This window comes from Acinetobacter sp. YH12251 (assembly GCF_013417465.1).
GTDB lineage: Bacteria > Pseudomonadota > Gammaproteobacteria > Pseudomonadales > Moraxellaceae > Acinetobacter > Acinetobacter amyesii.
Genome location: NZ_VPDZ01000003.1, coordinates 89787 through 114615, shown reverse-complemented (window position 1 = coordinate 114615; position 24829 = coordinate 89787). Strand labels below are relative to the sequence as shown.

At 41.8% G+C, this 24829-nt stretch carries 26 protein-coding genes; 11 read left to right on the top strand and 15 right to left on the bottom strand.

Features of this window, described 5'->3' with window-relative positions:
* Positions 1–227: 227 nt before the first annotated feature.
* Both FTV27_RS03790 and FTV27_RS03785 read left to right on the top strand, forming a co-directional pair.
* Entirely contained in the window at positions 228–1109 is an 882-nt protein-coding gene (locus FTV27_RS03790; RefSeq protein ID WP_180077217.1) for a pirin family protein, read from the top strand.
* 250 nt (positions 1110–1359) lie between these two features.
* A complete protein-coding gene (locus FTV27_RS03785; protein WP_180077089.1) occupies positions 1360–2589 on the top strand; it encodes an MFS transporter in 1230 nt (409 codons plus the stop codon).
* Positions 2590–2668: 79 nt separating this feature from the next.
* On the opposite strand, the gene FTV27_RS03780 is transcribed toward FTV27_RS03785, so the two are convergent.
* The 6 genes from FTV27_RS03780 to FTV27_RS03755 all read right to left on the bottom strand — a co-directional run bounded on the left by FTV27_RS03780 (position 2669) and on the right by FTV27_RS03755 (position 8552).
* Positions 2669–2968, bottom strand: a complete 300-nt coding sequence (locus FTV27_RS03780) for a DUF3817 domain-containing protein (protein ID WP_078189335.1) — start codon at positions 2966–2968, stop codon at positions 2669–2671.
* A gap of 142 nt (positions 2969–3110) precedes the next feature.
* Positions 3111–3677 carry a hypothetical protein gene (locus FTV27_RS03775; protein ID WP_180077088.1) on the bottom strand — a complete coding sequence of 189 codons (567 nt, stop codon included), beginning with the start codon at positions 3675–3677 and terminating at the stop codon, positions 3111–3113.
* Positions 3678–3695: 18 nt separating this feature from the next.
* A complete protein-coding gene (yccS, locus tag FTV27_RS03770) occupies positions 3696–5846 on the bottom strand; it encodes a YccS family putative transporter (protein WP_373687143.1) in 2151 nt (716 codons plus the stop codon).
* 124 nt (positions 5847–5970) lie between these two features.
* Positions 5971–6519: a superoxide dismutase family protein gene (sodC, locus tag FTV27_RS03765; protein WP_180077087.1), complete on the bottom strand. Its 549-nt coding sequence runs from the start codon at positions 6517–6519 to the stop codon at positions 5971–5973.
* Positions 6520–6635: 116 nt separating this feature from the next.
* Positions 6636–7757 (bottom strand): AI-2E family transporter, encoded by a 1122-nt coding sequence (locus FTV27_RS03760; protein WP_162689724.1) that lies wholly within the window; start codon positions 7755–7757, stop codon positions 6636–6638.
* A gap of 150 nt (positions 7758–7907) precedes the next feature.
* On the bottom strand, positions 7908–8552 hold the full coding sequence (locus tag FTV27_RS03755) for a ParA family protein (RefSeq protein WP_078192493.1): 645 nt from the start codon (positions 8550–8552) through the stop codon (positions 7908–7910).
* Between the two features lie 132 nt (positions 8553–8684).
* Between FTV27_RS03755 and FTV27_RS03750 the strand changes: the two genes are divergently transcribed.
* On the top strand, positions 8685–9155 hold the full coding sequence (locus FTV27_RS03750; protein WP_078192492.1) for a Holliday junction resolvase-like protein: 471 nt from the start codon (positions 8685–8687) through the stop codon (positions 9153–9155).
* Between the two features lie 55 nt (positions 9156–9210).
* Positions 9211–9804, top strand: a complete 594-nt coding sequence (locus FTV27_RS03745) for a hypothetical protein (protein ID WP_180077086.1) — start codon at positions 9211–9213, stop codon at positions 9802–9804.
* A gap of 47 nt (positions 9805–9851) precedes the next feature.
* Here FTV27_RS03745 and FTV27_RS03740 read toward each other — a convergent pair whose 3' ends face one another.
* Positions 9852–10478 (bottom strand): class I SAM-dependent methyltransferase, encoded by a 627-nt coding sequence (locus FTV27_RS03740; protein ID WP_180077085.1) that lies wholly within the window; start codon positions 10476–10478, stop codon positions 9852–9854.
* A gap of 304 nt (positions 10479–10782) precedes the next feature.
* Between FTV27_RS03740 and FTV27_RS03735 the strand changes: the two genes are divergently transcribed.
* Positions 10783–11343 (top strand): hypothetical protein, encoded by a 561-nt coding sequence (locus FTV27_RS03735; protein ID WP_078189325.1) that lies wholly within the window; start codon positions 10783–10785, stop codon positions 11341–11343.
* A 73-nt stretch (positions 11344–11416) separates the two neighbouring features.
* Entirely contained in the window at positions 11417–11842 is a 426-nt protein-coding gene (locus tag FTV27_RS03730; protein ID WP_257229960.1) for a protease inhibitor I42 family protein, read from the top strand.
* An 89-nt stretch (positions 11843–11931) separates the two neighbouring features.
* Here FTV27_RS03730 and FTV27_RS03725 read toward each other — a convergent pair whose 3' ends face one another.
* Positions 11932–12264 (bottom strand): HopJ type III effector protein, encoded by a 333-nt coding sequence (locus FTV27_RS03725; protein WP_078192490.1) that lies wholly within the window; start codon positions 12262–12264, stop codon positions 11932–11934.
* Between the two features lie 168 nt (positions 12265–12432).
* Between FTV27_RS03725 and crcB the strand changes: the two genes are divergently transcribed.
* A complete protein-coding gene (crcB, locus tag FTV27_RS03720; protein WP_078189322.1) occupies positions 12433–12816 on the top strand; it encodes a fluoride efflux transporter CrcB in 384 nt (127 codons plus the stop codon).
* A gap of 120 nt (positions 12817–12936) precedes the next feature.
* Here the strand turns inward: crcB and FTV27_RS03715 are convergent, their stop codons facing one another.
* Both FTV27_RS03715 and FTV27_RS03710 read right to left on the bottom strand, forming a co-directional pair.
* A complete protein-coding gene (locus FTV27_RS03715; RefSeq protein WP_078189321.1) occupies positions 12937–13191 on the bottom strand; it encodes a type B 50S ribosomal protein L31 in 255 nt (84 codons plus the stop codon).
* 104 nt (positions 13192–13295) lie between these two features.
* Positions 13296–14594, bottom strand: a complete 1299-nt coding sequence (locus tag FTV27_RS03710) for an AarF/ABC1/UbiB kinase family protein (RefSeq protein ID WP_180077084.1) — start codon at positions 14592–14594, stop codon at positions 13296–13298.
* Positions 14595–14795: 201 nt separating this feature from the next.
* Between FTV27_RS03710 and FTV27_RS03705 the strand changes: the two genes are divergently transcribed.
* Complete coding sequence (locus FTV27_RS03705) at positions 14796–15008, top strand: DUF1737 domain-containing protein (RefSeq protein ID WP_180010499.1); 213 nt, start codon at positions 14796–14798, stop codon at positions 15006–15008.
* Here the strand turns inward: FTV27_RS03705 and FTV27_RS03700 are convergent.
* The 3 genes from FTV27_RS03700 to FTV27_RS03690 form a co-directional block, all read right to left on the bottom strand.
* Entirely contained in the window at positions 15005–15436 is a 432-nt protein-coding gene (locus tag FTV27_RS03700; protein ID WP_180009516.1) for a hypothetical protein, read from the bottom strand. The two genes, FTV27_RS03705 and FTV27_RS03700, sit on opposite strands and share 4 nt — an antisense overlap.
* Positions 15437–15877: 441 nt before the next feature.
* The gene (locus FTV27_RS03695; RefSeq protein ID WP_373685866.1) at positions 15878–17236 is read right to left on the bottom strand and encodes an MATE family efflux transporter; all 1359 of its coding nucleotides are present in this window, start codon (positions 17234–17236) and stop codon (positions 15878–15880) included.
* Positions 17237–17277: 41 nt separating this feature from the next.
* On the bottom strand, positions 17278–17736 hold the full coding sequence (locus FTV27_RS03690) for a DMT family transporter (protein ID WP_180010501.1): 459 nt from the start codon (positions 17734–17736) through the stop codon (positions 17278–17280).
* 125 nt (positions 17737–17861) lie between these two features.
* Between FTV27_RS03690 and hemW the strand changes: the two genes are divergently transcribed.
* Positions 17862–19016, top strand: coding sequence for a radical SAM family heme chaperone HemW (gene hemW, locus FTV27_RS03685; protein WP_180077083.1), 1155 nt, complete (start codon positions 17862–17864; stop codon positions 19014–19016).
* Between the two features lie 133 nt (positions 19017–19149).
* On the top strand, positions 19150–19557 hold the full coding sequence (locus tag FTV27_RS03680; protein ID WP_180009514.1) for a hypothetical protein: 408 nt from the start codon (positions 19150–19152) through the stop codon (positions 19555–19557).
* 42 nt (positions 19558–19599) lie between these two features.
* Here the strand turns inward: FTV27_RS03680 and FTV27_RS03675 are convergent, their stop codons facing one another.
* Positions 19600–19902, bottom strand: a complete 303-nt coding sequence (locus FTV27_RS03675) for a hypothetical protein (RefSeq protein ID WP_180077082.1) — start codon at positions 19900–19902, stop codon at positions 19600–19602.
* Positions 19903–20244: 342 nt separating this feature from the next.
* Positions 20245–22068 (bottom strand): acyl-CoA dehydrogenase C-terminal domain-containing protein, encoded by a 1824-nt coding sequence (locus tag FTV27_RS03670; protein ID WP_180077081.1) that lies wholly within the window; start codon positions 22066–22068, stop codon positions 20245–20247.
* Between the two features lie 230 nt (positions 22069–22298).
* Between FTV27_RS03670 and FTV27_RS03665 the strand changes: the two genes are divergently transcribed.
* Positions 22299–24809: a hypothetical protein gene (locus tag FTV27_RS03665; RefSeq protein ID WP_180077080.1), complete on the top strand. Its 2511-nt coding sequence runs from the start codon at positions 22299–22301 to the stop codon at positions 24807–24809.
* Positions 24810–24829: the final 20 nt, after the last annotated feature.

Sequence of the window (24829 nt, the reverse complement as noted above, 5' to 3'; positions counted from 1 at the left end):
CCATCTTTCATCCGCAAAACTCGTCAAATACCATCTTCAATTGTGTAGGTCGCAGAAACTTTACATATTGAATGTGTCCTGACTCGGACAGTTGCGGATGAGTTTCCGCGTATCTTAATTTTCATCCTAAACATAGAATATTCAATCCTAAAAATTTTCTCGTGAGTTCGTATAGTTTTTAATAATATAAAACCGAATTCAAATCATGATCAGATTTCAAATTTATGATGAAAACCCTCGCTTTTATTCACGTCAATGACTCAGGCTCAGCTGTAGGTGACTTTGCCCCAGTGACTTCAGTATTTTCCCATTATGAATTGGGGAATACCGTTTCGCCTTTTTTATTGCTCGATCATTTAGGGCCTGGAGTGCTGAAACCAACCAAACTGAAAAAAGGCGTGTTGGAACATCCACATCGAGGCTTTGAAACCGTCACCTTGGTGTTTAAAGGCGAACTTGAACATCATGATACGACTGGCGGCGGTGGTGTCATTGGTGAGGGCGATGTGCAGTGGATGACTGCTGCTTCAGGCATTCAGCACGAAGAAGTTTTTAGCCAAGCCTTTGCACAGCGAGGCGGAGCATTTGAAATATTGCAACTTTGGGTCAACCTGCCTGCCAAAGATAAAATGATTCCCGCACGCTATCAGAGCTTAGCCAAAGCCAGTATTCCTGTAGTGGATTTAGCAGATAATGCAGGTTATGTAAGGGTGATTGCTGGGCAATATTTAACAGCACACGGCCCTGCAGAGACACATACACCTATGCAAGTATTTGATGTCTTTGTCAGTGCCAATCAAAGCATCACCCTGCCTGCACAAGAAGGGGATACCACGCTGGTATATTTACGCTCAGGCAAACTGAAATTTACTGAAACAGATGAACCGTTAAATGCACAGCATATGGCAGTCATGTCGAGCCGAGGTGAAAATGTCGAATTGACGGCAGTTGAAGATAGCCACATGTTGTATTTATCGGCGCAGCCTTTAAATGAACCCATCTATGGGCGAGGTTATTTTGTGATGAATCATTTTGCAGAAGTCATGCAAGCCTATGAAGACCTAAAACAAGGTCGCTTTATCCAAAAAGCATACAATGAAAAACCATAAAAGCGGTAGTTTAAAAAGACCAATACAACGCCAGCAAACACTGTTAAAATAGTCGGACTCAAACCGACAGATCGGTTCGTTGAAGTTCATTTTATCTCTATCTAGCGTCTTGTGAATACGACGCACATATGGCGGATACGCCGCAAATTCATTTTTAAAATTAATATTACAGTGCTCGTCATTGGGCTGAAGTGTCTCTCCCTATTTGTCATTTCAAGCTCGACAGCACATATTTGATATGTAGATAACAATGCAAAACGTACAAACCACAAAATTAAGTCGTGCCACCTTAATGTTTCCCTTGGCACTGGTTTTATTTGAATTTTCTGTCTATATCGGCAACGACTTAGTCCAACCCGCCATGCTTGCGATTACCCAAGAGTTTGGTGTGAGTAGTGCATGGGCACCCTCGTCGATGTCATTTTACTTATTGGGAGGTGCTTGTGTCGCTGCAATATTAGGGCCATTGTCAGACCGATTAGGCCGTAAAAAAGTCCTGTTGGGTGGTGTGGCGTTCTTTAGCTTATGCTGTTTAGCGATATTGCTCACACATAATATCGAAAGCTTTTTAACGTTGCGTTTTTTACAAGGTTTCGGTTTATCGGTTATTTCTGCCGTGGGCTATGCTGCTGTTCAGGAAACTTTTGAAGAGCGAGATGCCATCAAAGTCATGGCGATCATGGCGAATATTTCACTACTGGCGCCACTGATCGGTCCCGTCCTCGGTGCCTTTATGATTGATCACGTGTCATGGCATTGGGGCTTTATAGGAATTGCATTTCTATCTTTTCTGAGTTGGTTTGGTTTAAAAGCCAAGATGCCGACTCAGCACATCAGCATTCCAAAGCAACCGGTGGGCTATATCATTGATGACTTTAAACAGGTGTTAAAAAATAAACGCTTTTTGGCACTGACACTGGGCCTACCGATGGTGGCAATGCCACTGATGCTCTGGATTGCACTATCTCCAGTCATATTGGTGGAGCAGCTTGGACTGAGTAGTATGCAATACGGCATGGCACAGTTTCCTGTTTTGGGCGGGCTGATCATCGGTAATATTGTCCTGATTAAAATCATCGACAAATTGCCTCTGGGTCAGTCTGTGATGATCGGGCTACCGCTGATGTTACTCGGAACGAGCCTCGTGGTGATTGGGACGATGACTGAAAGTTATTTTCTGACATTGCTCATTCTTGGTATGAGTTTGGTCAGTTTTGGTGAAGGGATTAGCTTTTCTGTGCTCTATCGTTTTGCCTTAATGTCGTCTGAAATGTCGAAGGGCACAGTGGCTGCGGCAGTGTCTGTGATCATGATGCTGACGTTCTTTGCCGTGATCGAAATCGTGCGCGTGCTGTATGAAAACTTCGGCCTTTGGGCCTATAGTTTGGCAGGATTTACCCTTATTATCTTGTGGTTCAGCCTACCACGCTTAGTGGTGCGAGATATTATGCGACAACGTAAATTGACGGGTGAATTTTAAATTCGAGTTAATGCCATTATAGAAAAAGCCCAATGCTGTGTAGAACAACATTGGGCTTTTTTATTTGCTCTATACCGTCTTAATTTGATGTTGCAGGTTGTTCTGCATTTTTTAATTTGCGATCGAAAATAAACGGGCCAAAAGGCAAAATCGATGCAATTAAGCCCATTAGAAATACGCTAAGCGACCATTTTTGCTTTTCACAGACCACAAATAGCACCACCAAGAAGGCAATAAACAAGACGCCATGTCCCATACCGACGTATTTGACCAATATTGGATTATCCATCAGGTACTTCATTGGCATAGCAATGAACAACAATAATAAAAAGGAGATGCCTTCGAGTAGGCCCACAAAGCGTAAGGTCTTGATATTCATGCGAAGTCTAAATTCAAAGTGATTTCAGTCTTGAGTGTACCTGAAAGCACAGCAGGAACGAAGCGTTCCTGTTGAAATAATTGATTCGCATATTGAATCTAAGTAAATGTTTTTAAAGTTAATTCTGATTCATCTACTCGGATTAATCCTCTAGATCCGCTAAGGCGTCTTCAATCGAACCTTGATCAAATTCATAGTTACAGCCGAATAAAATCATCGGGCTTTTTCCGGTCATTTCAGACAGGCTCAGTTTGTGATTGATGGCATGCAGATCATCCGTTTCAGCTTCCGTACGTAGGATTTTTTCACCACGGAAAAACGGCATATTGGCAAACATTGGATGCTGCTCAATACCATATTTTTGGGCAAGTTTTTTCACATCGGCTTGTCGATAGATCGCGAATACTGCATTGGAAGACAAGCCAATCTCTTGGGTTGGCATGCCAAAAAATTCAACAGGCTGCTTATTTTTATAGATATAAATAAACGGTTGATGTAGGTCATCATGGCGTTTCCAGCCCAATTGCCCCAGAGCCTTTTCATAATCGAGCAAAGTGTTATGGTAGGTGTCGTAATCGGCCTGACATTCCAAAATACGCTTCAAATCTTGTGCTGTCGGTGCTGCAAAAACAGAAGACGCAGCTAAACATGAGGTCGCCACAATCGTAGGTAATATGAGGCGTCTAAAACCTAAACTAAGCATTTTCATCATGAGTCTCGAATGATTTTATTTAATTTCCGCCTGAATCAGCTGTGTTCGAAGCTGAATCAGTTCGGCTAATGTTTCTAATAATAAACTGATTTGCTTGAGCACCAGTTGTAGGTGATTAGACCGCATTTCTTCAGTGCTGAGTGTTTGAATTTCGAAAAGTTTTTGCTGAATTTTCTCAGGATTGAGCGGTTTTTGCTGAATTAAGACCTCGTCTAAGGTGCTTTGACACCATTTCAGCAGTTCAAGGACTTGTTGGTCTTGTACCTGTTCACGGTGGCTCCCCAATGCCGAAATATAACTGAGCTGACTATGGCTATAGACCAAATAGCGAAAAGCATGTTGAATCAAAGTTTGGTCGGGTTCAGGCTCGGTACTTAAACTTGAAATCATGCTCGACAATTCAGTTTGAGCATTATGGGCTGAACGACGGGCACGCCGATAATCAATGCTATTGGTTTTCCCATGGAGATATTGCTCAACTACGGCATCAAAATAATGCAGGGTCGCAGCAGAGCTTTTTTGAATGGTCTTGGAAATATTGCGAAAGTCCCAATCTGGCCAGATTACATTCACCGCGAACCATGCAATAAAACAGCCGAGTAGGGTATCAACGATACGCGGTAAAATGACCGCATAACCAGCGCCTTTTAAATTAAAAATCAGCAAGACCATTAAGGTTGCCATGAGGGTCGCCATGGCATATTTTTTGGCACTCAGATAGAAAAAGCACACGCCAAAAATAATCGTCAGTAGTAATTGACCTTCGACACTCGGCACAAAATACAAAATAGGAATGCCAAGTAAGACCCCTAATATGGTTCCCAAAGTCCGCATTTTTAAACGACTTTTGGTCGCAAAATAACGCATCTGACAGACAAATAAACTGGTCAATAATATCCAGTAGCCATTTTTGGCAAAGGGCAAGAGGGAAATGGCATAGCCCATAGCAAAGACAAAAGCGATGCGAACAGCATGGCGAAATAAGGCAGATTCTGGACTCAAATGCTGTTTCAGTTTGAGCCATAAATCGTGCAAACCGTGAATATCGTCATCGAGTAAATTGAGGTTGTCGATATGCTGCTGATAGGCCTGTTGCTGTGAATGATCTAAATCCTGAACATGCGAAAAGCGTTCTTGTACACTGTCCAAATTACTCAAGATCAGCTGTAGGTTTTTCACTTCTATATTTTGCGGATTATTCGCCATCCACTCCTGCAAAGAGGCATGCAAATGTGCCAGTGCTTGTGCGGTAATGGGATCAGGCTGATAGGGCTGCCGATGCAAAATACAATAGGCCAACTGTTGGCAAGCCTGTGCTTGTAATCGAATATTTTTTTGAAAACGGAAAATTAAATCGGTACGGCTAAAATTTTGATGAATTTGTTCGTAGTGTAAATAATTCGCACTGGCCTGTTCGTGAATATCTTGTGCCAAGAAATATAAATTCAGCCAGTAGATGGTGTTTTTATTTGCTCTTGAGGCTTTTAAACGGGTGAGTAAAGAAGCTTTGGTCGTGTTTAAACTCGGGATGACATCACTGTTTTTGAGCGATAATTCATACAGTAAGTGTTCCACATTGTTGACATTATCTGGGTCAAATAAGCGTGCTTTTGCATTCAGTACTTCGGCGATTTGTAAAAAACAACGCGAGAGATTGTCCTGTACAGGTAGGGTAGGTTTAATCAGGTAAAAGAGAATTGAGGTCAGGCCATACCATAAGGCCCCTAGAACAAAGCAGCTGGGTTGAAAATACCAGGTGTCATATTCGCCCAAGCCGAACATGGTGTAAATCGACAGTAAAATCGTGCCAAAAGAAATCGTGGCATAGCGTTGCCCCAAAGCTCCTAATAAAATAAATCCTGCACTAGACAGTGAAAGATACAATATAAACAGCAGCTTATAGGGATAGAGAAAATCTAAAATACTACTGACACTAAAGAAGAGTACGCAGACATAGAGCAAATTACGCAGTCGGATGCTGAGTCGGTCGTCAAAGTCCGTGAGCGCGGTGGCAATCGCACCTAAGGTGACGGGAACAATAACACTATGAAAACCGAGAAAATATAATCCGAGCGTGGTGCCACTCAAAACAATACAAATTTGCAGGCAATACATAATGATTGCACTGGATTGAAACTGTTGAAACCAAGAGAGTCGCGTGTTCACAGAGTTATGAAGTATTCGAATGATTTTGTAAATTAGACTGAGCTTTTTTCTGTGAACTGTCAATTTTTATTCAAAAGAAAAGCGGACTTAAAGTCCGCTTATTCAAATCTATGTGCAAGGTCGATTATTGAATCACACCACAGGCAATACGGTCACCGCCACCGCCTAGAGGTTTAGGGTCGTCAGAGTAATTATCACCACCGGCATGGACCATGATGGCTAAGCCTTGTACATCCGCCAATTTCAAACGCGGTGCAATTAAATTCACTTTTGCTGTGCCATCCGTTTGAACTTGAAGGATCGGTAAGTCACCCATGTGACCGGTTAACGGTGTACCGTGGTGAGGTGTCGCTTTAGGGTTAAAGTGACCACCCGCAGCGAGTGCAGCACCCACTTTTCCATCTTTTTCAGCTGGGGCACAAGAACCTTTTTCATGAATATGGAAACCGTGTGGACCCGGAGGAAGCTGGGTTAAATTGGTATGAATAACCAAGCCAGCAGGGCTATCAACCAAGTTAATTTGACCGATGCTTTGACCAATACCTTGAGCAGTCACGGCATTGACCGTCACGGTTTTTGCATTCAGACCTGTTGAAGTCGAGGTACTCGCACAGCCTGTAAACATCAGGGCACTGACCGCAGCAAGCGCGCCGAATTTAAATAGTGAAGACATGTTTGGCATCCTGTCTGTTTTTATGGAATTTCAACCATTGAAACAGATGCGGATACAGGATGACAGATAATTTAAGTATTTGATTGTAATATTTGTTTAATGAATTCAAGCCTGAATTAAGGTTGTTCAGGCTTATCATCCATATTGTCTAAGTCATGTGCCAATGTTGCTTTGGGCATCATGACGGCTTCAATTTGGGTTTCATGTAACCATTCACGCCAAATCGCCAAGAGTACCGCCAAGATCACTGGCCCGATAAATAAACCGACAAGACCGAAACTGGCGATACCACCTAAAACACCGAACATGATTAATAAGAATGGAATCTGCGTTGCCCCTGAAATCACTAAAGGACGAATCACGTTATCGGCCGTACTCACGATACAAACACCCCAAGCCATGACGCCAATGGCTTCAATGGTTTGACCTTGTGAAAATAACCACAACGACACAGCGGTATATGAAATCGGTGGGCCAAAGGGAATCAGTGCCAACATGAAGGTAATGATGGTTAATAACATCGGGTTAGGCACATCGGCAACAAAATAGCTGAGACCGGCAAGTAAAGCTTGGGCAATGGCGGTGAGACCGATGCCATACACGACGGCACGTGTGGTATCCGAGATGGTGGCAAGATAATGATGAATACGTGGCCCGATCACCATTTCGAGGGCTTTACTGACCTGACTTAAAATGGTTTGACCATCACGATAGAAGAAAAATAAAGACATCACGGCAAAACACAGCTTAAAGATATTTTTACTGACTTCGCCGACCAAAACTTTACCGTAGTTCAAATGCCCCTGAATCCAAATTTGTACCGATTGAATAATACTGTTTGGGTCATTGTTCAGCTCATGCAGGGTACGACTGACTTCTTTACCAATAAACGGCAGTTGGCGAATAAAATCAGGCACATTGACATGACCAGAGAAAACTTGCTTTTGTAATTCAAAATACAAGTTACGGCCTTCATGTTGTAGCAAGAAGATCGCAAAAATCACCGGCAGACCTACCACGAGCACCACCAGTAAGATCATCAGCGCCGCACTTAGATTTGCACGATTGCCACAAAAACGATGCACCGATTGATACAGCGGCCAAGTCATATAAGCAATAATCGCTGCCCAAACAACGGGCACAATAAAGTATTTGAGTACGCTAAAGCTCAAAAAAATCAGGATAAAAAATAATCCGAACAATAAGACTTTTTGTAATGTAGGTGCGAACGTTGGCAATGCGTGCTCTGATTTTTTCATCATGTTGTGTTCAATCTTAACCGAAAAAAAAGCTCCCGAAAACGAGAGCTTGTTAACTTATGGTGAATATCTTTCAGGCTAGATCCTTGCAAGATTGACCTTTATATCAGCAAAATGTGGAATGATGGGTTAAAACCACTCGGCTTCGTCTTCAATAATGGCATTGAGCACAGGTTGCCATTGTTGCTGCATGCCGAGGTACAATTTTTGCGTTTTATCAAAAACCGAAAGACCTTGCATGGCAAGTTGACCATAAGCGGTACGTTCAGAAATCCAAGCAACGGGCTGCTGTTCAACTTTATTGAAAAAATCTTGAATTTCTTTGGAATGAGCAGAATTGGGTTTGACACGATTGGCCAACAATAGGATTTGGACTTTACCTTTACGAATCCGTTTAATTTCTTGCAAATGCTTTAAAAAACGACGGGTCGAGTCGATGTCGAAGAAAGATGGTTGTAGCGGGGTAATGATGGCATGAGCTTCACTCACCAACTGATCTGCATGTTCACCCGATAACGCACCCGGTGCATCGATAATTAGATATTCAATCCCTTTCGGCACATCACCAATCGATTTTTCATGACGCCAATCTAGGCTCTGAATTGGGGCTGCAGTCTCTGGGCGCTGTTTGAGCCATTGACGTGCAGACTTTTGATTGTCAGCATCTGCCAAGGCCACTTTATAACCTTTTTGCGCAAGTGCAGAGGCTAAACTGATTGCTGTGATGGTTTTGCCACAACCACCTTTTTGATTGGCAATTAATATCGTTTTCATCGACCTAAATAGATTTTATTCTGCTCATCCCTAGCATATCATTGTTTAATGCGGGGAATATGACAAAGAACCAAAGTCTAAGTTTTTTCTATAGGTTTCGCTGTAATATATTAAAAAGATTAGGAATTTTAAATGTCTGTCTGGATGGCCATGCTCATTGGCGCGTGTATTGGGATTGTACTGACCACCTTAATTTTAAGTGGCAGTCGCAATGGAAGGATAAAGGCAGAATATGAGCAATATATTGCAGAACTAGAATTGGAACATCAGCAGGCATTGGCCCACGCACAAAAACGCAGTGTAAATACCAGTCGTGCTGTTTTAAAAGGCAAAATGGCCGAACAAATGGCGCCGATCATGCCCGAATTTCAATATTTACCTAGCGATGCAAAGTTTCTCGGTGACCCGATCGATTATGTGGTTTTTGATGGCTATACCGACTTTCGTGATGGTGATGGACTCGCTGAAGACATCGAAGTGGTGCTGATTGATATTAAAAGTGGTGGCGCACGTTTGACCAAAGGGCAACAAGCGATTGCTCAAGCCATTGCCGAAGGGCGAGTGCGTTTTGAAACCATCCGAATTGATTTTGAGCATATTTAAGCTCGCGTGATTCAGGCTCAGAACCGTCGAAAAGTAATAAGGACAGAATATCCACATGGAAAAACTCTTAGCGACTGCAGCCGTTTTTGCGCTCATGCTGTGGATATGGTCTGAATATTTTCGTGCCATTCCACATTTAGAGCAAACTGGTGTGCTGAAAAATTTTCAGGTCACACCGACTCAGGCATTTTCCGGTGAATATTTGCTGTTGGATAAACGCTACTACAGTGCGAGTAGTCGTACATTACATCCGGCCGCACCGACCGTGGTAGGTGGCTTTCAAGACTTGGCGTATGTCAGCAATATTGATCTGCTACTGAGTTCAGGCTCAAATGATTTCCAGTCTTTAAAATATCATCTTGAGTGGTCTCAGCAGAACCGCTGTTTTAGCGTGCAAGCGAAAGACGTGCCCTCGACACAAATTGAAAAGCTGAAGTCTGAATTGCAAAATGTCAGTGTGATTGCTCAATCCGAAGACGTCGCAAATCGTATTCGGCGTTTGAAATCAGGGGATCGTGTGGAGATTTTGGGTGCATGGGTGGATGTACATTCCATCAAAACAGGTAAGTCGTATAGCACCTATAATGTGTTGAATAAAAAGCCCTGTCATATCCTAAAAATTAATGCCATTCGATTAATCAAAGACTAGGTATTTTTATTTAGATTTGATTGTGCTTAAACATGGCCTTGGACGCTTTAACTCAACTTCCGTGCGCGGGCGAGCAACATGCGCTGACCAATTTGTGGAATGCCTTCAGCATCAAAATACTGCGTTTCAAAACATTCAAACTGGGCATCTTCAAGCAACTTTTGCATATGACGATCCAGATGACAGCCATCCGCGACTTTCTTTTGAATGGGCGTCAGTAGGTGTTGTAACTGCTTAATTTTCCCATTTTCATTGTGTTGTACATGCTCAACCAAATGAAATGTCCCTGTTGGTTTAAGGACGCGGTAGATTTCTTCAAGCGCAGTTTCAATATCGGCAATGCTGCATAAGGTCCATGTACTCACGACATGATCTAGACTTTCATCTGCAAAGGGTAATTTTTCAGCACCGGCTAAAATATGCTGTACCTCAAAGGGCGCGGCATGTACACGTTCAGCAGCTAAATGAAAAATATCGGGATTGGGCTCAAGGGCAAAAACCGTATCGACATTTTGATAAAACGCTAAATTCAAACCTGTACCAAAGCCAATTTCGAGTACCTCACCAGATACGGCTAACAGGAGTTCGCGTCGTTTATCCATCAAGCTTGGTACTTGCATCACTTGATTTAAAAGGTGCGGAAAAATGTGTTGTTGATAAAATTTATAAATCATAGCGAGTATTTTTGTTGGCTTTTTTTAAAGTGTAAATCATGTCTTTTTAATTTTAAATCATGTGGTGGGACGTGGATATGGGCCAATTGACTGAATAACAGCATTTTGTTACCAAGTTTATAAGGTTTATGCAGACTGTGTGCGTAATATAGAGTTACAACTAGTGAAAACGACATTCATCAGGCTCAACCTACGCGATTTTAAGCTCATGTTCAGGTTGGGGCATTATGTATAGATGAAGTCGGCTCAATTGCAGAATTAAAATTGAGTAATGTGAAGTATTACAGGGTAAGAGGATAACGCGATGATCAAGCGAATTGCATTAAGTACTGTGCTTGCAGGCTTTTTATTGAATGTCGGTGTCCAAGCGTCTTCAGATTATAATATTGCCAAAGGTTTAGCACCTGCTGCCAAAGGCCAGTCGATTTCTACCTTGAAAGAATTTAAAGGTGATTTCCGAATTTTAGGTTCAAAAACCTATCAAACAGATGAACAAGCAAAATTTTCTCCGATCGATTATGCGGTCAGTTGGGGCTTATTTGCAGAGCCAGAAATAGCTCGTACGATTTCAGTCAATCAATATGACCGTTTCTTAAATTGGAAAATGGATCGTGTTCCTGTACCGCAAAAACAAGCCATGATGATGGTGTCTAATATGCACATCATTCCTGCAAACCCGCAAATTGCGAAACAAATTACTCAAGTAAAACGTGGTGATCTTGTGCGTTTAAAAGGGGATTTGGTTGAGGTGAAAGACAAAGATTTGGTTTGGACTTCATCTTTGACCCCAACAGATACGGGTGATGGGGCTTGTGAAGTTTTTCGTGTCAGTTCGATTCAGTGGATTGAAAAAGTCAAAGGCTAAATTTCGATTGCATCGAGATCGTATTTGAAATCGGTGTGCATTAGATTCAAGGTAAAATAATTTGATGATGAAAATGACGATAAAGAAACAGCTTATTTTGAGTCTAATGATGGCGAGTGGTTTGGCGCTTGGTGGATGTACCAGTATGAGTTCAACTGTAGATGGGAAAACCCATGTATTTACTGAACAGCAAAGTTGTCCGACTTTGCTTGAGATGGATCGTGGACAGACTTTGGAAGTACTGTTAAACGAAAATCCAAGTACTGGGTATGTATGGTCTTTGGCTGAGCAACCGAAACTTTTTAAAGTTGAAGAAGTGTTTCAGTCAGCTCAACAACAAGATGCTGCGGATACGACACCAGTACTAGGCGGAGGCGGTCAAAAAACCTATCGTTTTACCGCAACGACTGCGGGTGAAGAATTACTACATTTGAAGCATGCGCGGGCTTGGGAAAAAACCGCGATGGCTGAATGGACTTGCAGAGTTCGAGTATCTTGATTTGAACCAATGATGAACGATAAAAAAGCCAGTATTTGTACTGGCTTTTTTTATTGCAGACGAACTGATTTAGAACGTCTATCTAGGCATTATTTCGCGCTGAGCGCTTGACCATCAAATTGAATACCTTCCCAACCATTTTGCATAAATTGGCGAATGTTTTGGTGGTCAGTTGCGTCTGGTGTCGCCAAAACAGCAGCATAATGTTCAGCAAAAAGACTTAAGGTTTCAGCTTGGTTTAGACCATTCAATTGGGCAAAAGAAAATACTTTGGCACTGCCTTGGTTTTCAGTCGCTGCATTGGCTTGTTTGCCATTGGTAAAAGCAGTTGGTGTGTGGTTATAACGCGCTTCAATAAATGCAATCACATCTGAAAATTTCGCAGTCCCTGCTTGAAGTTGATCTAATAATTCCTGAGCCATAATGTCCTCTTTCAATAAAAAATACCGCAAAGTGTTGCAGACTATAGCAAGCTTTGGCCCAAACATTTAACACTATTTGCGTAAATTAAATGCGTGTATATTGAAGGGCGACCTTAGGCAGTCTGTTGCCTAAATTGTAGATACCAATGATGTTGAAGTAGGATAACTATGAACTGGCTTTTGGTCGCATGTGGCGGCGCAATTGGAGCAACACTTCGCTATGCAGCAGGACTGTTATTGGCCAAGCCAACAGTACTCTTTCCATGGGCTACATGGTGGGTGAATATTTTAGGTTGCTTTTGTGCAGGTGTGTTCTTTGCATTTAGCCAAAAATATCCCGTTCTACAAAATGAAGCACGCTTATTGCTTATGGTCGGGATCTTAGGTGGCTTTACCACCTTTTCCAGTTTCGGCTTAGAAACCTTTCAACTGCTCAGACAAGGGCAAAGTGGGCTGGCATTCAGTTATGCCATTTCTAGTGTGGTAATTGGTGTCATCGTATTGGGGCTGGGATATTACTTATTTCAGTCGATTTTAAAAATAGATGTTTAAAACAACGCTTGAAAACCACAAAATTTCAGACATAAAAAAAGAAGCTCAGGCTGGAGGAGGGGAACCCTGAACTTCTTCAATGCTTTAATTTTAAAAGCAAAAACTTAATCGAAACTGAACTTATTGTGAGCGTTTGAAACGCGCAAAGCGTTTATTAAAGTTCGCAATACGTCCTTCGTTATTCACTTGACGTTGTTCACCTGTATAAAAAGGATGTGATGCACTTGAAATATCGAGTGTCACATAGGGATAAGTTTTGCCTTCAAACTCTTTGGTTTGATTGGTGCTTAAGGTACTACCAATCACAAAAAAGGCATTGGCATTGGTGTCATGAAAGAGCACTTCACGGTATTCGGGATGGATGTTGGCACGCATTCTTCTGTTCCTTAAATTTATTGATTGAAGAAATGTTATAACATAACAATATAAAATGCAAATATTGCCCGAAATTCATCAGGCAATCAGCGCGTCATATTCACTTAAGCGCTAGGTGGGACCAACTCATCAAAAAGATCATTGAGATTGTCATGCACTTTCAAATGAATCAAATTCCAATAATGTCCTGAAACAGTCCGGTTCACCATCAAGGTATCCGGTGACGGTTTAAACACATCCCAGTATTTAAGAGATGGCTTAATTAATTCTACCCCGTCATGGTGCGCTGAGTTTTCAGCAAAGTCGTATTGTGTGGTCAGTGGACGCATCAGTACTTCAAGCCATTGTTCATACAACTCCGCAGGGAATTTACCGAGTTCATTGAGGGAATGTAGGGCATCAAGTTGCTGTTCCATCAGTGGAATATCGTGCTTGCGTGCAGCATTGATCAATTGCTTAAAGTGCGACACGATTTCAGGAGACAGGGTTTTCACACCGCCGTAGTCATATACGATGACTGAACCATCTTCACGAAAGGCGAAGTTGCCCGGATGCGGGTCACAGTGGAAACGTTTAAGGAAGAAAATTTCACGGCCAATGGCACGGAATAAGCGCCTTCCCAAGGCATTTCGGGTTTCTTGTGACCATGTGCTGGCAGTTTCTATACTGTCGCCAAGCTCTAGACTTAGAGTCAAAATATGACGTGAAGAATAATCTTTATAGACCTGTGGAATAATGATTTTGCCATCCAGCGCACTATGAAAAGCACGGGCCACATCTAAGTTTTGTGCTTCAATTTCATAGTTCAGTTCATTGTCTAAACTGTCCTGAATTTCACGAAATAGCTTGTCTTGTAACTTCCGATCAATTTTCAATACGCCCATCAGACGAAGTGCAAGCCGAACTTGTTTTAAGTCACTTTCACAGGCTTCTTCGACACCCGGATATTGCACTTTCACCACCACCTGCTGACCATTAGGTAACACGGCTTTATGCACCTGCCCAATGGATGCAGCGGCAAAAGGTTGTTCTTCAAAACTTTTAAAAATTTGCGCGAGGGGTTTGCCGAGTTCTTGTTCTACTTGGGCCTTAATTTCAGCAAAAGGCATGGCTGGCGCTTGGCGTTGTAATTTACTGATGGCTTTTGCGACTTCAGGTGGAAAAATGTCTTTGTACTGCGAGGCAATTTGTCCGACTTTCATCACCGCACCTTTCATTTCACCCAAAGTGTCTGCAATTTGCAGACCGATGTCCTGAAAAAGTTTACTGCGAGATGCATTTTTCTGTTCTTCATCGGCAGTGATATTGCGGATGGAATTGGAAACGGTTTTAGTAGCAATGCTTGCCGTCATACTGGCAAGTTTCATAAAGCGACGACCCGGTGTGCTAGCCGTTTTTGCCATGTGATGTTCCTCAAGATCATCATTTATTATCTAATACCGATCATAGGCGACAAAACACCAACTGCCTACTTTAAATTGTTAAGACTTTATTTCCATTGATAAAATGATGGGCAAAAATGTAAATACTGAAAATAATTCAGGCAAATTTAAGCCACGCGCTGAATGGTTTAAAATATCGCGTCGCTAGAAGAGAACTGAACGATGAAAGTGTATCGCTATTTAACCGGTAAAGATGATGTCAATTTCTGTGCCCGTGTGACCAAAGCTTTAAATGAAGGCTATGAATTGTATGGATCACCGACCATGAGTTTTAATGGGACAGAGGTGATTGTCGGGCAAGCGATCGTGAAAGACGTAGAGGACGACAGCCAAGTGCCACAAAGTTTAAAAAATGCCATCGAGGCGCTTAATTAGTTGGTTTTTGCTGCTTCGCTCGATTCAGTTTTTTCCAGTTCTAAATGTGGACTGAGATATTTACTGCATTGATTATGGTGTAAATTTTCATTCAAGGTGATGAGGTTTTGCGTCACGATAAAATCCTGATCATCCGCAGAGGCAAACTTTTGATTGGCCTTGATGAAGTCCTGATAGGTATACGCCATACCAGACTGCTGACAACTTAATTTTAAACGTGCGGTATATGAGTCCGCTTGTTGTTCATGATAAAAGCGAAAGGCTGTCCAAAGTGCTTGATTGATGTAATCAAATTCGGGTTGTGATTGGACTTTGATGGGTGCGTGATACAAAGGAAATTCATGTCGGTTGATCGTTTGTTCAGCTTGTAGTGACATGGAAAAGCTCAAGCTCAGACAGAGACTGATCGAGCGAAATACATGGGACATGTTTATTTTCCTCTTCTTCGTGCTTTTTTATTTATGGCGTTGCTATACAGGGTGTTAATTTGCATTAATCTTCTGCATAGCGTAGCCGTCTTTTTTAAGTAACTGATGTTACGTAGTAACATCAGAAGCGCCATTTGATTCAAATAAAAGAACGATACGCGGTAACGTCATCCGCAAGTGTTTGAGACAGGACTACTTCTAATCAAAAATGTTTTTGCGTGACTTTGAATAATTACACGCTGGTGAACGAGTTTTGCGGATGACAATGGTTTTGGGTACTTTTGCCGAAACAAAAGTACCTCCAGCCGAAGGCTAATCCCGTTATTCAATCCCTAAGATGTAAGACTCCGTCGAATAAAATTAAAAATCATTTTAAAAATGCAAAATTACTTTTATGTGCGTAACATCAGTTAAGTAACTTTTTAGATGATTTTTTAGGGCTTATCCCGCATGTGCTAAACGTTTATTCATCATAAATAAACGTGTAAGTAGCAGTATACATGCGACAGTCAGACCCACAATCAGGCCAATCCAAACGCCTGCAGCACCAGTCGTAGTGAAGCGTGCAAGATAGATCCCGACAGGGAAGGCAATGATCCAATACGCGATCATAGTGATCCACATCGGTCCTTTGGTGTCTTGCATACCGCGTAAGCACCCTGCGGCACTGACTTGCCATGCATCCATCAACTGATAGGCAATAGCGAACAAGACCAAGTACACGGCAAGCTGAGTCACATCATAGTCATTGGTATAGAGTGACACAATTTCATTACGTAAAAGCCAAAGCAGCAGCATGGTAATTAGGGCAAATACCGTCCCTGTCAACATACCGACTTTCTGGACTTTTCGCATAGCTAGCCAGTTTTTTTCCCCATAATAGGTACCGACCCGAATGGTCAGCGCAATCGCTAGTGACATTGGAATCATAAACAATTGCGAGGTAATCGAAATGGCGACTTGATGCGCTGCAATGGTAACTTCGCCTAAGGGACTCAACACAATAGCGGCTGTACTAAAAATACTGACTTCAAAGAAAATAGCTAAGCCAATGGGAAAGCCAAGTTTTAAAATACGTTTGATCCATTCACTGTTCATTTTTTCAAAAGCAGCGAAAGGTTGGGTCTTTTGATAGGCCGATCCTTTGAAAACGTACATCGCCAAAGCAAAGAACATTAACCATTGCAAAATCGCGGTGGCAAAACCACATCCTGCTGAACCCAGTTCAGGGACTGGGCCTAAACCATACATAAAAATAAAGTTCAGTGGAATTAACACCAATAAGGCCAGCAGACTCAGCACAGTGACTGGACGTGGATGCCCCAATGCTTCTGAGTAACCACGTAAAGCTGCGTACATGGTGACAGCAGGCATACCTAAACTAATGGCGTGTAAGAATAAGCTCGCCTTCGGAAGTAATACTTCAGGGACACCCAATAACGGTAAAAGCAGCGGCATAGCTTGTAAGACTAATGCGGCAATAATCCCTAAAAATAATGCGACCCACAAAGACTGACGGGCGATGGTGGCAATTTTTTCAGGCGTCCGAGCACCATTGGCTTCGGCAACCAATGGGGTGGTGGCAATCATAATGCCGCTGAACAGCAGCATGACTGGTATCCATAAGCCGACCCCGACCGCAATGGCTGCAAGGTCATTGGCGGACATGTGTCCAGCCATGATGGTATCAATGAGACCAAATCCCGCTTGCGCAAACTGCGTGATCAATATCGGGATCATTAAATGAAACAGTTGTTTTAATTCATACTTGCTGCTTGTTACAGCCGTGACAGTAGACACAGAATGTACTCATTTCTTGTGAGGTGCTTAGGAATGAGGTCTTAGCGTTGGAAAGTGAGAAGCACACCAATAAAAATCACCACGCCACCCAATAAGCGTTGCCAGTTAATCGGGGTTTTTTCAGTGCCGAGCAAGCCAAAATGATCAAATACCATCGACATTAAGATCTGTCCAAAAATAATCAGACCCGAAAGGGATAAAAAACCCAGTTTCGGCGCGGTATAAATACTGATACTGATGGCATAAACGCCCAGACATCCTCCCAGCCATAAATACCAAGGAATTTGAGCAAAGCTTGCAAAGTCCGGTTTTTCGGCCGATTGAAAAAACACCATAAAGGCGAGGACTATTGTACCAACCAAAAAAGAAAAAAGGGCAGCTTGCAGCGGTGAATATAAATATTCACGCAATTGGCTATTGATCGCTGTTTGAATGGTCATGGCGATGCCAATACCCATCGCGAGCGGCAGTAAGTACAATAAATGGCTGCTTATTTTCATCTTGTTATCAGCAAATTCTTTTTTAATATGATCAGTCTACTGTATTCAATCAGAGTTTTCACAAGCACTCTGATGTAGTCATGTTAAAATACGCAGCATTCTTCAACGCATTTTGAGCAATCTCCTTGGCTGAATTAAATCCTGCACTCGTTCCTTTGTCTTTATACATTCACATGCCGTGGTGTGTGCGTAAATGTCCATACTGTGACTTTAATTCGCATGCGGTGCCGAATGGTGAATTGTCTTTGGACTTAGAACAAGAATATTTACAGGCGTTGGTTGAAGACTTTAAAACCCAAGTCGATTTTGCTCAGGGTCGCCTGATTCATAGTGTATTTATTGGTGGCGGTACACCATCATTGATTTCTGCCCAAGGCTATCAATGGTTATTTGCTCAGCTCAAAGCGTTGCTACCGTTTGAAGCGGACTGTGAAATTACCTTGGAAGCCAATCCGGGCACGGTTGAGCACGATCCTTTTGCTGGTTATTTAGATGCAGGGATTAATCGTCTATCTATCGGTGTGCAAAGTTTTAATACCGACCAGCTGAAAAAGCTGGGGCGGATTCACTCGAATGATGATGCGATTTCTGCCATTCAGCATGCAAAAGAGGCGGGTTTTGAACGGGTAAATGTCGACTTGATGCATGGCCTGCCTGAACAAACCATTGAGCAAGCGCTTTTGGATTTGAAATTGGCTGTGGAAAATGGCGCAACGCATGTGTCGTGGTATCAGTTGACCATTGAACCCAATACGGTTTTCTTCCGCACAAAACCGATTTTACCTGTCGATGATGTGCTTGAAGATATTCAAGAACAGGGCGAAGCCTATTTAACAGCGCAAGGCTTTATCAATTATGAAGTATCTGCATGGCGTAAAGAAAAGCCGTCGGCACATAATTTAAATTATTGGCAGTTTGGCGATTATTTGGCGATTGGCGCAGGCGCACATGGCAAAGTGACCATGCCAGACGGGGTGTATCGTTTCCAAAAAACCCGATTGCCGAAAGACTATTTAGCCAAAGTACCTGCTGAACATCTTCAGTTTAAGCGCATCGAAGCAGCCGACATGCCTTTTGAATTTATGATGAATGCGCTGCGGTTAAATCATGGGGTGGAAGCCAAGCTATATAGCGAGCGTACAGGGGAAAGTTTAGAGCCGATTGCCGAGTTATTGAACTCATTACGTGAACGTAAATTGATGGTCAGTGATCCAACACTTTTGTCTTGTACCGAGCAGGGACATATCTTTTTAAATTCAGTATTGGAAGAATTCCTGTAATGAAAGCTATGTCAAACTTGTTTTAAAATTTGAGCGACAAGTAATTTTTCATATTCCGAATGTAATTTGCAGAATGTGTATGAAATTATTCAGTTGATAATTGAATTTACATGGCATAAAGGAACTTCAGAAAATGAAATATATTTTAACTGCGACGTTATTAACTATAGCTTTGGTGGGTTGCACCGATAAAAAAGCACCATCAGAACAAAATGTTGCAACAGAGGCAACGACCGCAACTGCACAAACAAACGATGTTGCAGTATCTCAAGATGAGCAAGTGATTCACTTTACAGGGCCACAAGATCTTAGCCTTGAGTTAAAAACCAAAGATAATTTTGAAACCGCACAATTGACTGATAATTCTGATCGTGTGTATGAATTGAAACGAGGAGTTTCAGGAAGTGGTGTACGACTTGCCAACGACCAAGGTGTTTCAATTCACTTTAAGAACTTTAATGGTGTGAATGAAGGCACTGTTGAGTTGGTAAAAGATAAACCCATAGAGATTAAAGAATTTATTGCTGATAAAGCAAAGTAAATATTAAAAAAGACCGCATGAGCGGTCTTTTTTTAATTTAGCTTAACGATGTTTCGGTGGCATAGGCGGTAACTTATGCTGCGAAACAGGTTTGTGTTGATTGCCTTTAAAAGCTACTACCTTATGATTTTGTTTGGCAAATTTTGCATGAGCTTGTTGATGCTCTTTTTTCACCATTTGCGGCCCAGCAGATTTGTGATGTATTGCTTTAGGCGGTACAGGTTTTTTATCAAAGTATGGAGCAGGTGGTGGATTTTTATGATCGAATGCAGGCGCTGCCATTGCAGACATTGTCGCAGTTGTTGCAATCAGACCAATCATCAATGAAGACATCAATTTTTTCATGGTTACGCTCTCTATGAATCAATGAAGTCATCATAGGGGGAGGCTATGGAGAAGATATGAAGTTGTATGAGATACAAATGTAAAGCTAAAATTATGGAGTTAAATTTACTTTAAGTATTTAATATTTATTAAATAAAATTATGTTTTAGCGATAAGGTGTTCTATTTTTGTTGAAAAATACAACAATATTTCTCCATATAAAGTTCATCTTTATACATTGTTATTACCTCATGAAGAAATTAAGAATACTACTCGTAATTCCTATAGATCAAAATTAAAAGAGAAGACAAAAAAGACCGCCGAAGCGGTCTTTTTATAGAGTCATTTAACTCGGTTTAAAGCTTAGTAGTCAAAGCTAAAGTGTTCAGGAGCCAAAGAAGTCATGGTCTTCGATGGGTTAACCATTGCTTCAGCGTGACCTTGTGAGCGTGGTAATAGACGTTCAAAGTAGAAGTCTGCCACTTTGATTTTTGCTTTATAGAACTCAGGAACTTCTGCACCATTGCCTTCTGCTAATTTTTCAGAAGCTACGGCAGCTTGTTGTGCCCAGAAATAAGCCATCATCACGTAGCCAGAGAACATTAAGAAATCGACAGAAGCAGAAGATACGATGTCACGGTCTTTACGTGCTGCAAGCATGATACGAACCGTTAATGCATTCCACTGTGCGCAAAGCTTCGTTAAGTCCCACGCAAAACGACGCATGTATTTGTTACGTGCATGTTGACCACAGAACTTCAAGATTTCAGCTGTGTAGTCACGAATCACTTTACCTTTAGAGGTCAACAGAACTTTACGACCAATCAAGTCTAGTGCTTGAACGCCTGTTGTGCCTTCGTAGAGAGTAGAGATACGTGAGTCACGAACAATTTGTTCCATGCCCCATTCTTTAATATAACCATGACCACCGTATACTTGCATACCATGGTTTGCAGCTTCATAACCCATTTCGGTTAAGAAACCTTTGAGAATCGGTGTGTAGAAGCCTAAGTGGTCATCATGTGCTTCAAACGCTGCTGTATCACCGCGGGTTAAAGCATCAGTCATTTTGTCCGCAATTTGAGCTGCATAGTAAATCATTGAACGGCCGCCTTCAGCGATCGCTTTTTGAGTTAAAAGCATACGACGTACGTCTGCATGGTGAATAATCGCATCGGCCACTTTTTCAGGATCTTTTTTACCTGAAAGTGCACGCATAGACATACGTTCTTTCGCGTATGGAAGTGCGCCTTGGAATGCCAATTCAGCATGTGCAATACCTTGAATTGCTGTACCAATACGTGCAGTGTTCATGAAGGTGAACATTGCATGTAGGCCTTTGTGTTTTTCACCGATCAAGTAACCAATAGCATTGTCAAAGTTCAGCACAGCTGTTGCCGAAGCACGGATCCCCATTTTGTGTTCAATCGAACCACAAGTCACTGGGTTGCGTTCGCCCACTGAACCGTCTGCTTTCACAAGGAATTTTGGAACGATGAACAATGAAATCCCTTTAGTACCTGCAGGAGCATCTGGAAGACGAGCAAGTACGATATGCACGATGTTATCTGTTAAATCATGCTCACCCGCAGAGATGAAGATTTTTGTACCAGAAATTGCATAGCTACCGTCAGCTTGAGGTTCCGCTTTGGTTTTTACCTGACCTAAGTCGGTACCGCATTGAGGTTCAGTTAAGCACATGGTGCCTGACCAAGTTCCAGCAACAAGGTTCGGTAAATATTGGTTTTTCTGTTCTTCTGAACCAAATTGAAGAATGGTGTTGATACAACCTACGCTGAGACCTGGATACATTTGGAATGACCAGTTCGCTGTACCCATCATTTCAGATTTGATGAGATTCAACGACTGTGGCAAGTTTTGACCGCCGAATTCTTCAGGGAAAGACAGACCTTGCCAGCCACCCTGTACAAATTGGTCATAGGCTTCTTTAAACCCTTTTGGTGTTTTCACATCACCATTTTCAAAATGACAGCCTTCTTCATCACCCGTTTGGTTTAAAGGTGAAAGGATGTTTTCACAAAAATCCGCTGCACCTTCTAAAATCATGTCGACAGTATCTGCATCAGCAGCTTCACCATTAGACAAAGTTTTGTAGTGTGCTGGGTAATCGAGCACTTCATTCATTAAGAAACGAATATCGTGTAAAGGCGCTTTATATGCAGGCATAGTCTTAATCCTAATATCTAAATTTTTTTGGATTATCTGTATTGATGATTTGATTATTCATAATTTTATCCAAAAAACATTGATGAATACGCCCTTAAAAAATGTCAGAAAGGCGAATTGTAATATTTAACCAACATGTGAAATGTAAACTTCTGATAGACTTGATGTTGATCTTTTGATCATTTTTTTCTTTTAATAAATCATAAAGAACTTAGGTCTTTCGTACAATTATGCGATTAAAATATATAACACTTTGTTTACTGGGTTTGAGTATTACTGGGTGTGCTCAACATGTCATAAAAACCAATTCAACGGATCAGTCTCTCGGGCAACAAGCCACTCAAGGCTTAAACGCAATGTTTGAAAATGCCAGTTATGACATGAAAGGGCAATTTTCAATTCAAACCGATATTCAGTTCGATGAAAAAAAGCCTGAAACCAAGTCAAAACCTGCGATAAGCACACAGCCAGAGCTGGATCCTAAACTTAAAAAACAACTGGATCAGTTGATTAAAACCCAAAATATTCCATTTAGCCAAAAAGAAAAGAAACAGCTCTATCAAGCGATTGCCAATGAATCGATCCCACCATCAGCGCGTTATAGCGATGAAGAGGATGGCGTTTCTCCGCAATCTAAAATTGCTCAATCACTGCTGAATGTGTTGAATGATTTACAGTTTAGCTATAGCGGTTCAGTACATTTTAGAGAAAAGCTTGCTGCCTTAACCTTGCAATTGAGTTATCAAAAACCGACTTTGCAGGTCAATGCACAGTTGCCGATGATCATTGATTTTAATCAACATAAATTTTATACCAACTACTTTGCGTTCATGCCGTTTATGGTAAATCGTGAAAGCCAAAGCAGCTTGGCTTATGTGGATTTTTCAAAACATAAAGACACGATTGCTCAGTACGATTTGAAAAAATTTGCTGACTATTTAAAACAAATGAATGCTTTGCCTTATGTCTTGGCAGAACCGAATCAAGTGCAAAATATTGCTTTAACACGTGATGAAAAAAATGCAGGGCTGACTAAAAAAATCCGCTATGTGGGTGATCTCGATGCGCTATACACCCAGCTTGAACTTTTCGATTTTGTGAATGCCAACTATTACACCACGCAAATCAAAGGTCAGCGTAATAGTGACGCCGAGCAAGATGAATCTGTGGACGCTGCTGTGCATCACAGTGCTTCCGAAGAGGCGATGGCTGCGGCTGAAGCTGCGGGAGGGACTGCAGTAGCGGCAGCAGTTGAGGATGAAGACTTTGATGAGGCTTATGCATCTGTAGAACGTGTGAATGAGCTGCTCAATGCGAAAATGCATGGCCTGATGTATCACCAACATGAAACGGAAGAAGAACAAACGTCTTCTGCCGCTGAATCTGCTGAATACGCGATTGATACTGCAAGTGCATATGCGGAGGCGACCGCGGGTGATGACGAAGAAGCCTATAGTTCGGATACTGAAGTAACCGAAGCTTATGCGGCTTCCGAAGAAGATGACGAAACAGCGAACTTATCTGAGGAAGCCTGTCAAGCCTTGATGAACACCAAACAGGTGCCGATTGGTAAAGTCACACTGTGTCAGGATTATCAAGATGTTCGGGTGATACCGCTGCAAGAAGATTCTGTACCATCGGCCTCTGCTGCGGACGCATCCAATACAGATTCAGAGATTTCGGATGCTGTTGAGCAGTTAAAACCAGTATTCCAGCAATATCAAAGTGAACAACTTATCGATGTAAAACAATTTCAGCAATTATGGCAAAAGCATCAAGCTGAAATTGCGCAGGTGCTGAATACACAGGATAAATCATCTTCGAATGTCGTGATGGATGTAGGCTTAGATCATAAAGGCCGAGTCAAAGTAATGGACTATCAATTGGCCTTTAATGAGCCACGTTTAGGTCAATTAAAGCTGAAAAGTAGCAACCAAATTTTGAATTATGGCAATGCGACTAAAATTGATCGTCAAGCCATGAAACAGGCAAAATCCATTGAGGAAGTCAGTAAAGATTCACTCTTTGAAAATATGTTGAAAGGCCTGCTTGCGCCGATCACGGGAAATGATCCTCTGCTTGCTGAAGCAGAAACTGCATCGGTTGATGATGTCCGTGCTGCAAATGAAGAAATCGAACTTCCTGAATATCTCAGTACTGTGGCATTGCAAAGTTATAAACGTCATCAATCTGAAGTGAAAGCCTATCAAGCGGCATTTGTCGTGGCATTTGCTAACTATCGCGCTCAGTATGTGCGTTATTACTCAGCCAATGATTTGAATGAAATTGCAGAAATTTATGCATATCGATTTGTTGATGGCTTAAAAGAGCCAACAGGCAATGCGCTGAAACGTTTAAATCAATTACGTGATAAGCATGCTTTGCATCGCTATCAAGACTTTGATGACTTAGGTTCTTCGGTCAATCATTATGTGCAGTCGGGGATTGGTGAGTACAAAGCTCAGGTTGAGTGGAAACAATTGCAAAAAAACTATAAGACTGATCAGGCGATATTTGCACATTTATATCAACAAAACTTTTTAGCCAGTTATGAACTGGAAGGAACTGAAAAAGCGCATTTGGTGAAAGCATCAAAAATCTATGCGCAAGCCTTTGCTGATGATATCAAAGGAAAATTATCAGAAGCGTCATTACAAGGCCTAACAGCAGAACACGAAGAGTTGTTCAGCCAATCGGCTTATTATGAAACCTATAAGGCCATTCAAAAACACAAGAACTAAGTTGGATAAAAAAAGAACCT

Coding starts and splice junctions, on each gene's coding strand:
- FTV27_RS03785 (WP_180077089.1), top strand. CDS start 1,360: ATGCAAAACGTACAAACCACAAAATTAAGTCGTGCCACCTTAATGTTT.
- sodC (WP_180077087.1), bottom strand. CDS start 6,519: ATGTCTTCACTATTTAAATTCGGCGCGCTTGCTGCGGTCAGTGCCCTG.
- FTV27_RS03745 (WP_180077086.1), top strand. CDS start 9,211: ATGGAAAAACTCTTAGCGACTGCAGCCGTTTTTGCGCTCATGCTGTGG.
- FTV27_RS03680 (WP_180009514.1), top strand. CDS start 19,150: ATGAAATATATTTTAACTGCGACGTTATTAACTATAGCTTTGGTGGGT.
- FTV27_RS03740 (WP_180077085.1), bottom strand. CDS start 10,478: ATGATTTATAAATTTTATCAACAACACATTTTTCCGCACCTTTTAAAT.
- FTV27_RS03780 (WP_078189335.1), bottom strand. CDS start 2,968: ATGAATATCAAGACCTTACGCTTTGTGGGCCTACTCGAAGGCATCTCC.
- FTV27_RS03715 (WP_078189321.1), bottom strand. CDS start 13,191: ATGCGTGCCAACATCCATCCCGAATACCGTGAAGTGCTCTTTCATGAC.
- FTV27_RS03710 (WP_180077084.1), bottom strand. CDS start 14,594: ATGGCAAAAACGGCTAGCACACCGGGTCGTCGCTTTATGAAACTTGCC.
- FTV27_RS03755 (WP_078192493.1), bottom strand. CDS start 8,552: ATGAAAACGATATTAATTGCCAATCAAAAAGGTGGTTGTGGCAAAACC.
- FTV27_RS03725 (WP_078192490.1), bottom strand. CDS start 12,264: ATGGCTCAGGAATTATTAGATCAACTTCAAGCAGGGACTGCGAAATTT.
- FTV27_RS03735 (WP_078189325.1), top strand. CDS start 10,783: ATGATCAAGCGAATTGCATTAAGTACTGTGCTTGCAGGCTTTTTATTG.
- FTV27_RS03775 (WP_180077088.1), bottom strand. CDS start 3,677: ATGAAAATGCTTAGTTTAGGTTTTAGACGCCTCATATTACCTACGATT.
- FTV27_RS03675 (WP_180077082.1), bottom strand. CDS start 19,902: ATGAAAAAATTGATGTCTTCATTGATGATTGGTCTGATTGCAACAACT.
- FTV27_RS03790 (WP_180077217.1), top strand. CDS start 228: ATGAAAACCCTCGCTTTTATTCACGTCAATGACTCAGGCTCAGCTGTA.
- FTV27_RS03665 (WP_180077080.1), top strand. CDS start 22,299: ATGCGATTAAAATATATAACACTTTGTTTACTGGGTTTGAGTATTACT.
- FTV27_RS03670 (WP_180077081.1), bottom strand. CDS start 22,068: ATGCCTGCATATAAAGCGCCTTTACACGATATTCGTTTCTTAATGAAT.
- FTV27_RS03750 (WP_078192492.1), top strand. CDS start 8,685: ATGTCTGTCTGGATGGCCATGCTCATTGGCGCGTGTATTGGGATTGTA.
- crcB (WP_078189322.1), top strand. CDS start 12,433: ATGAACTGGCTTTTGGTCGCATGTGGCGGCGCAATTGGAGCAACACTT.
- FTV27_RS03690 (WP_180010501.1), bottom strand. CDS start 17,736: ATGAAAATAAGCAGCCATTTATTGTACTTACTGCCGCTCGCGATGGGT.
- FTV27_RS03705 (WP_180010499.1), top strand. CDS start 14,796: ATGAAAGTGTATCGCTATTTAACCGGTAAAGATGATGTCAATTTCTGT.
- FTV27_RS03730 (WP_257229960.1), top strand. CDS start 11,417: ATGACGATAAAGAAACAGCTTATTTTGAGTCTAATGATGGCGAGTGGT.
- FTV27_RS03700 (WP_180009516.1), bottom strand. CDS start 15,436: ATGTCCCATGTATTTCGCTCGATCAGTCTCTGTCTGAGCTTGAGCTTT.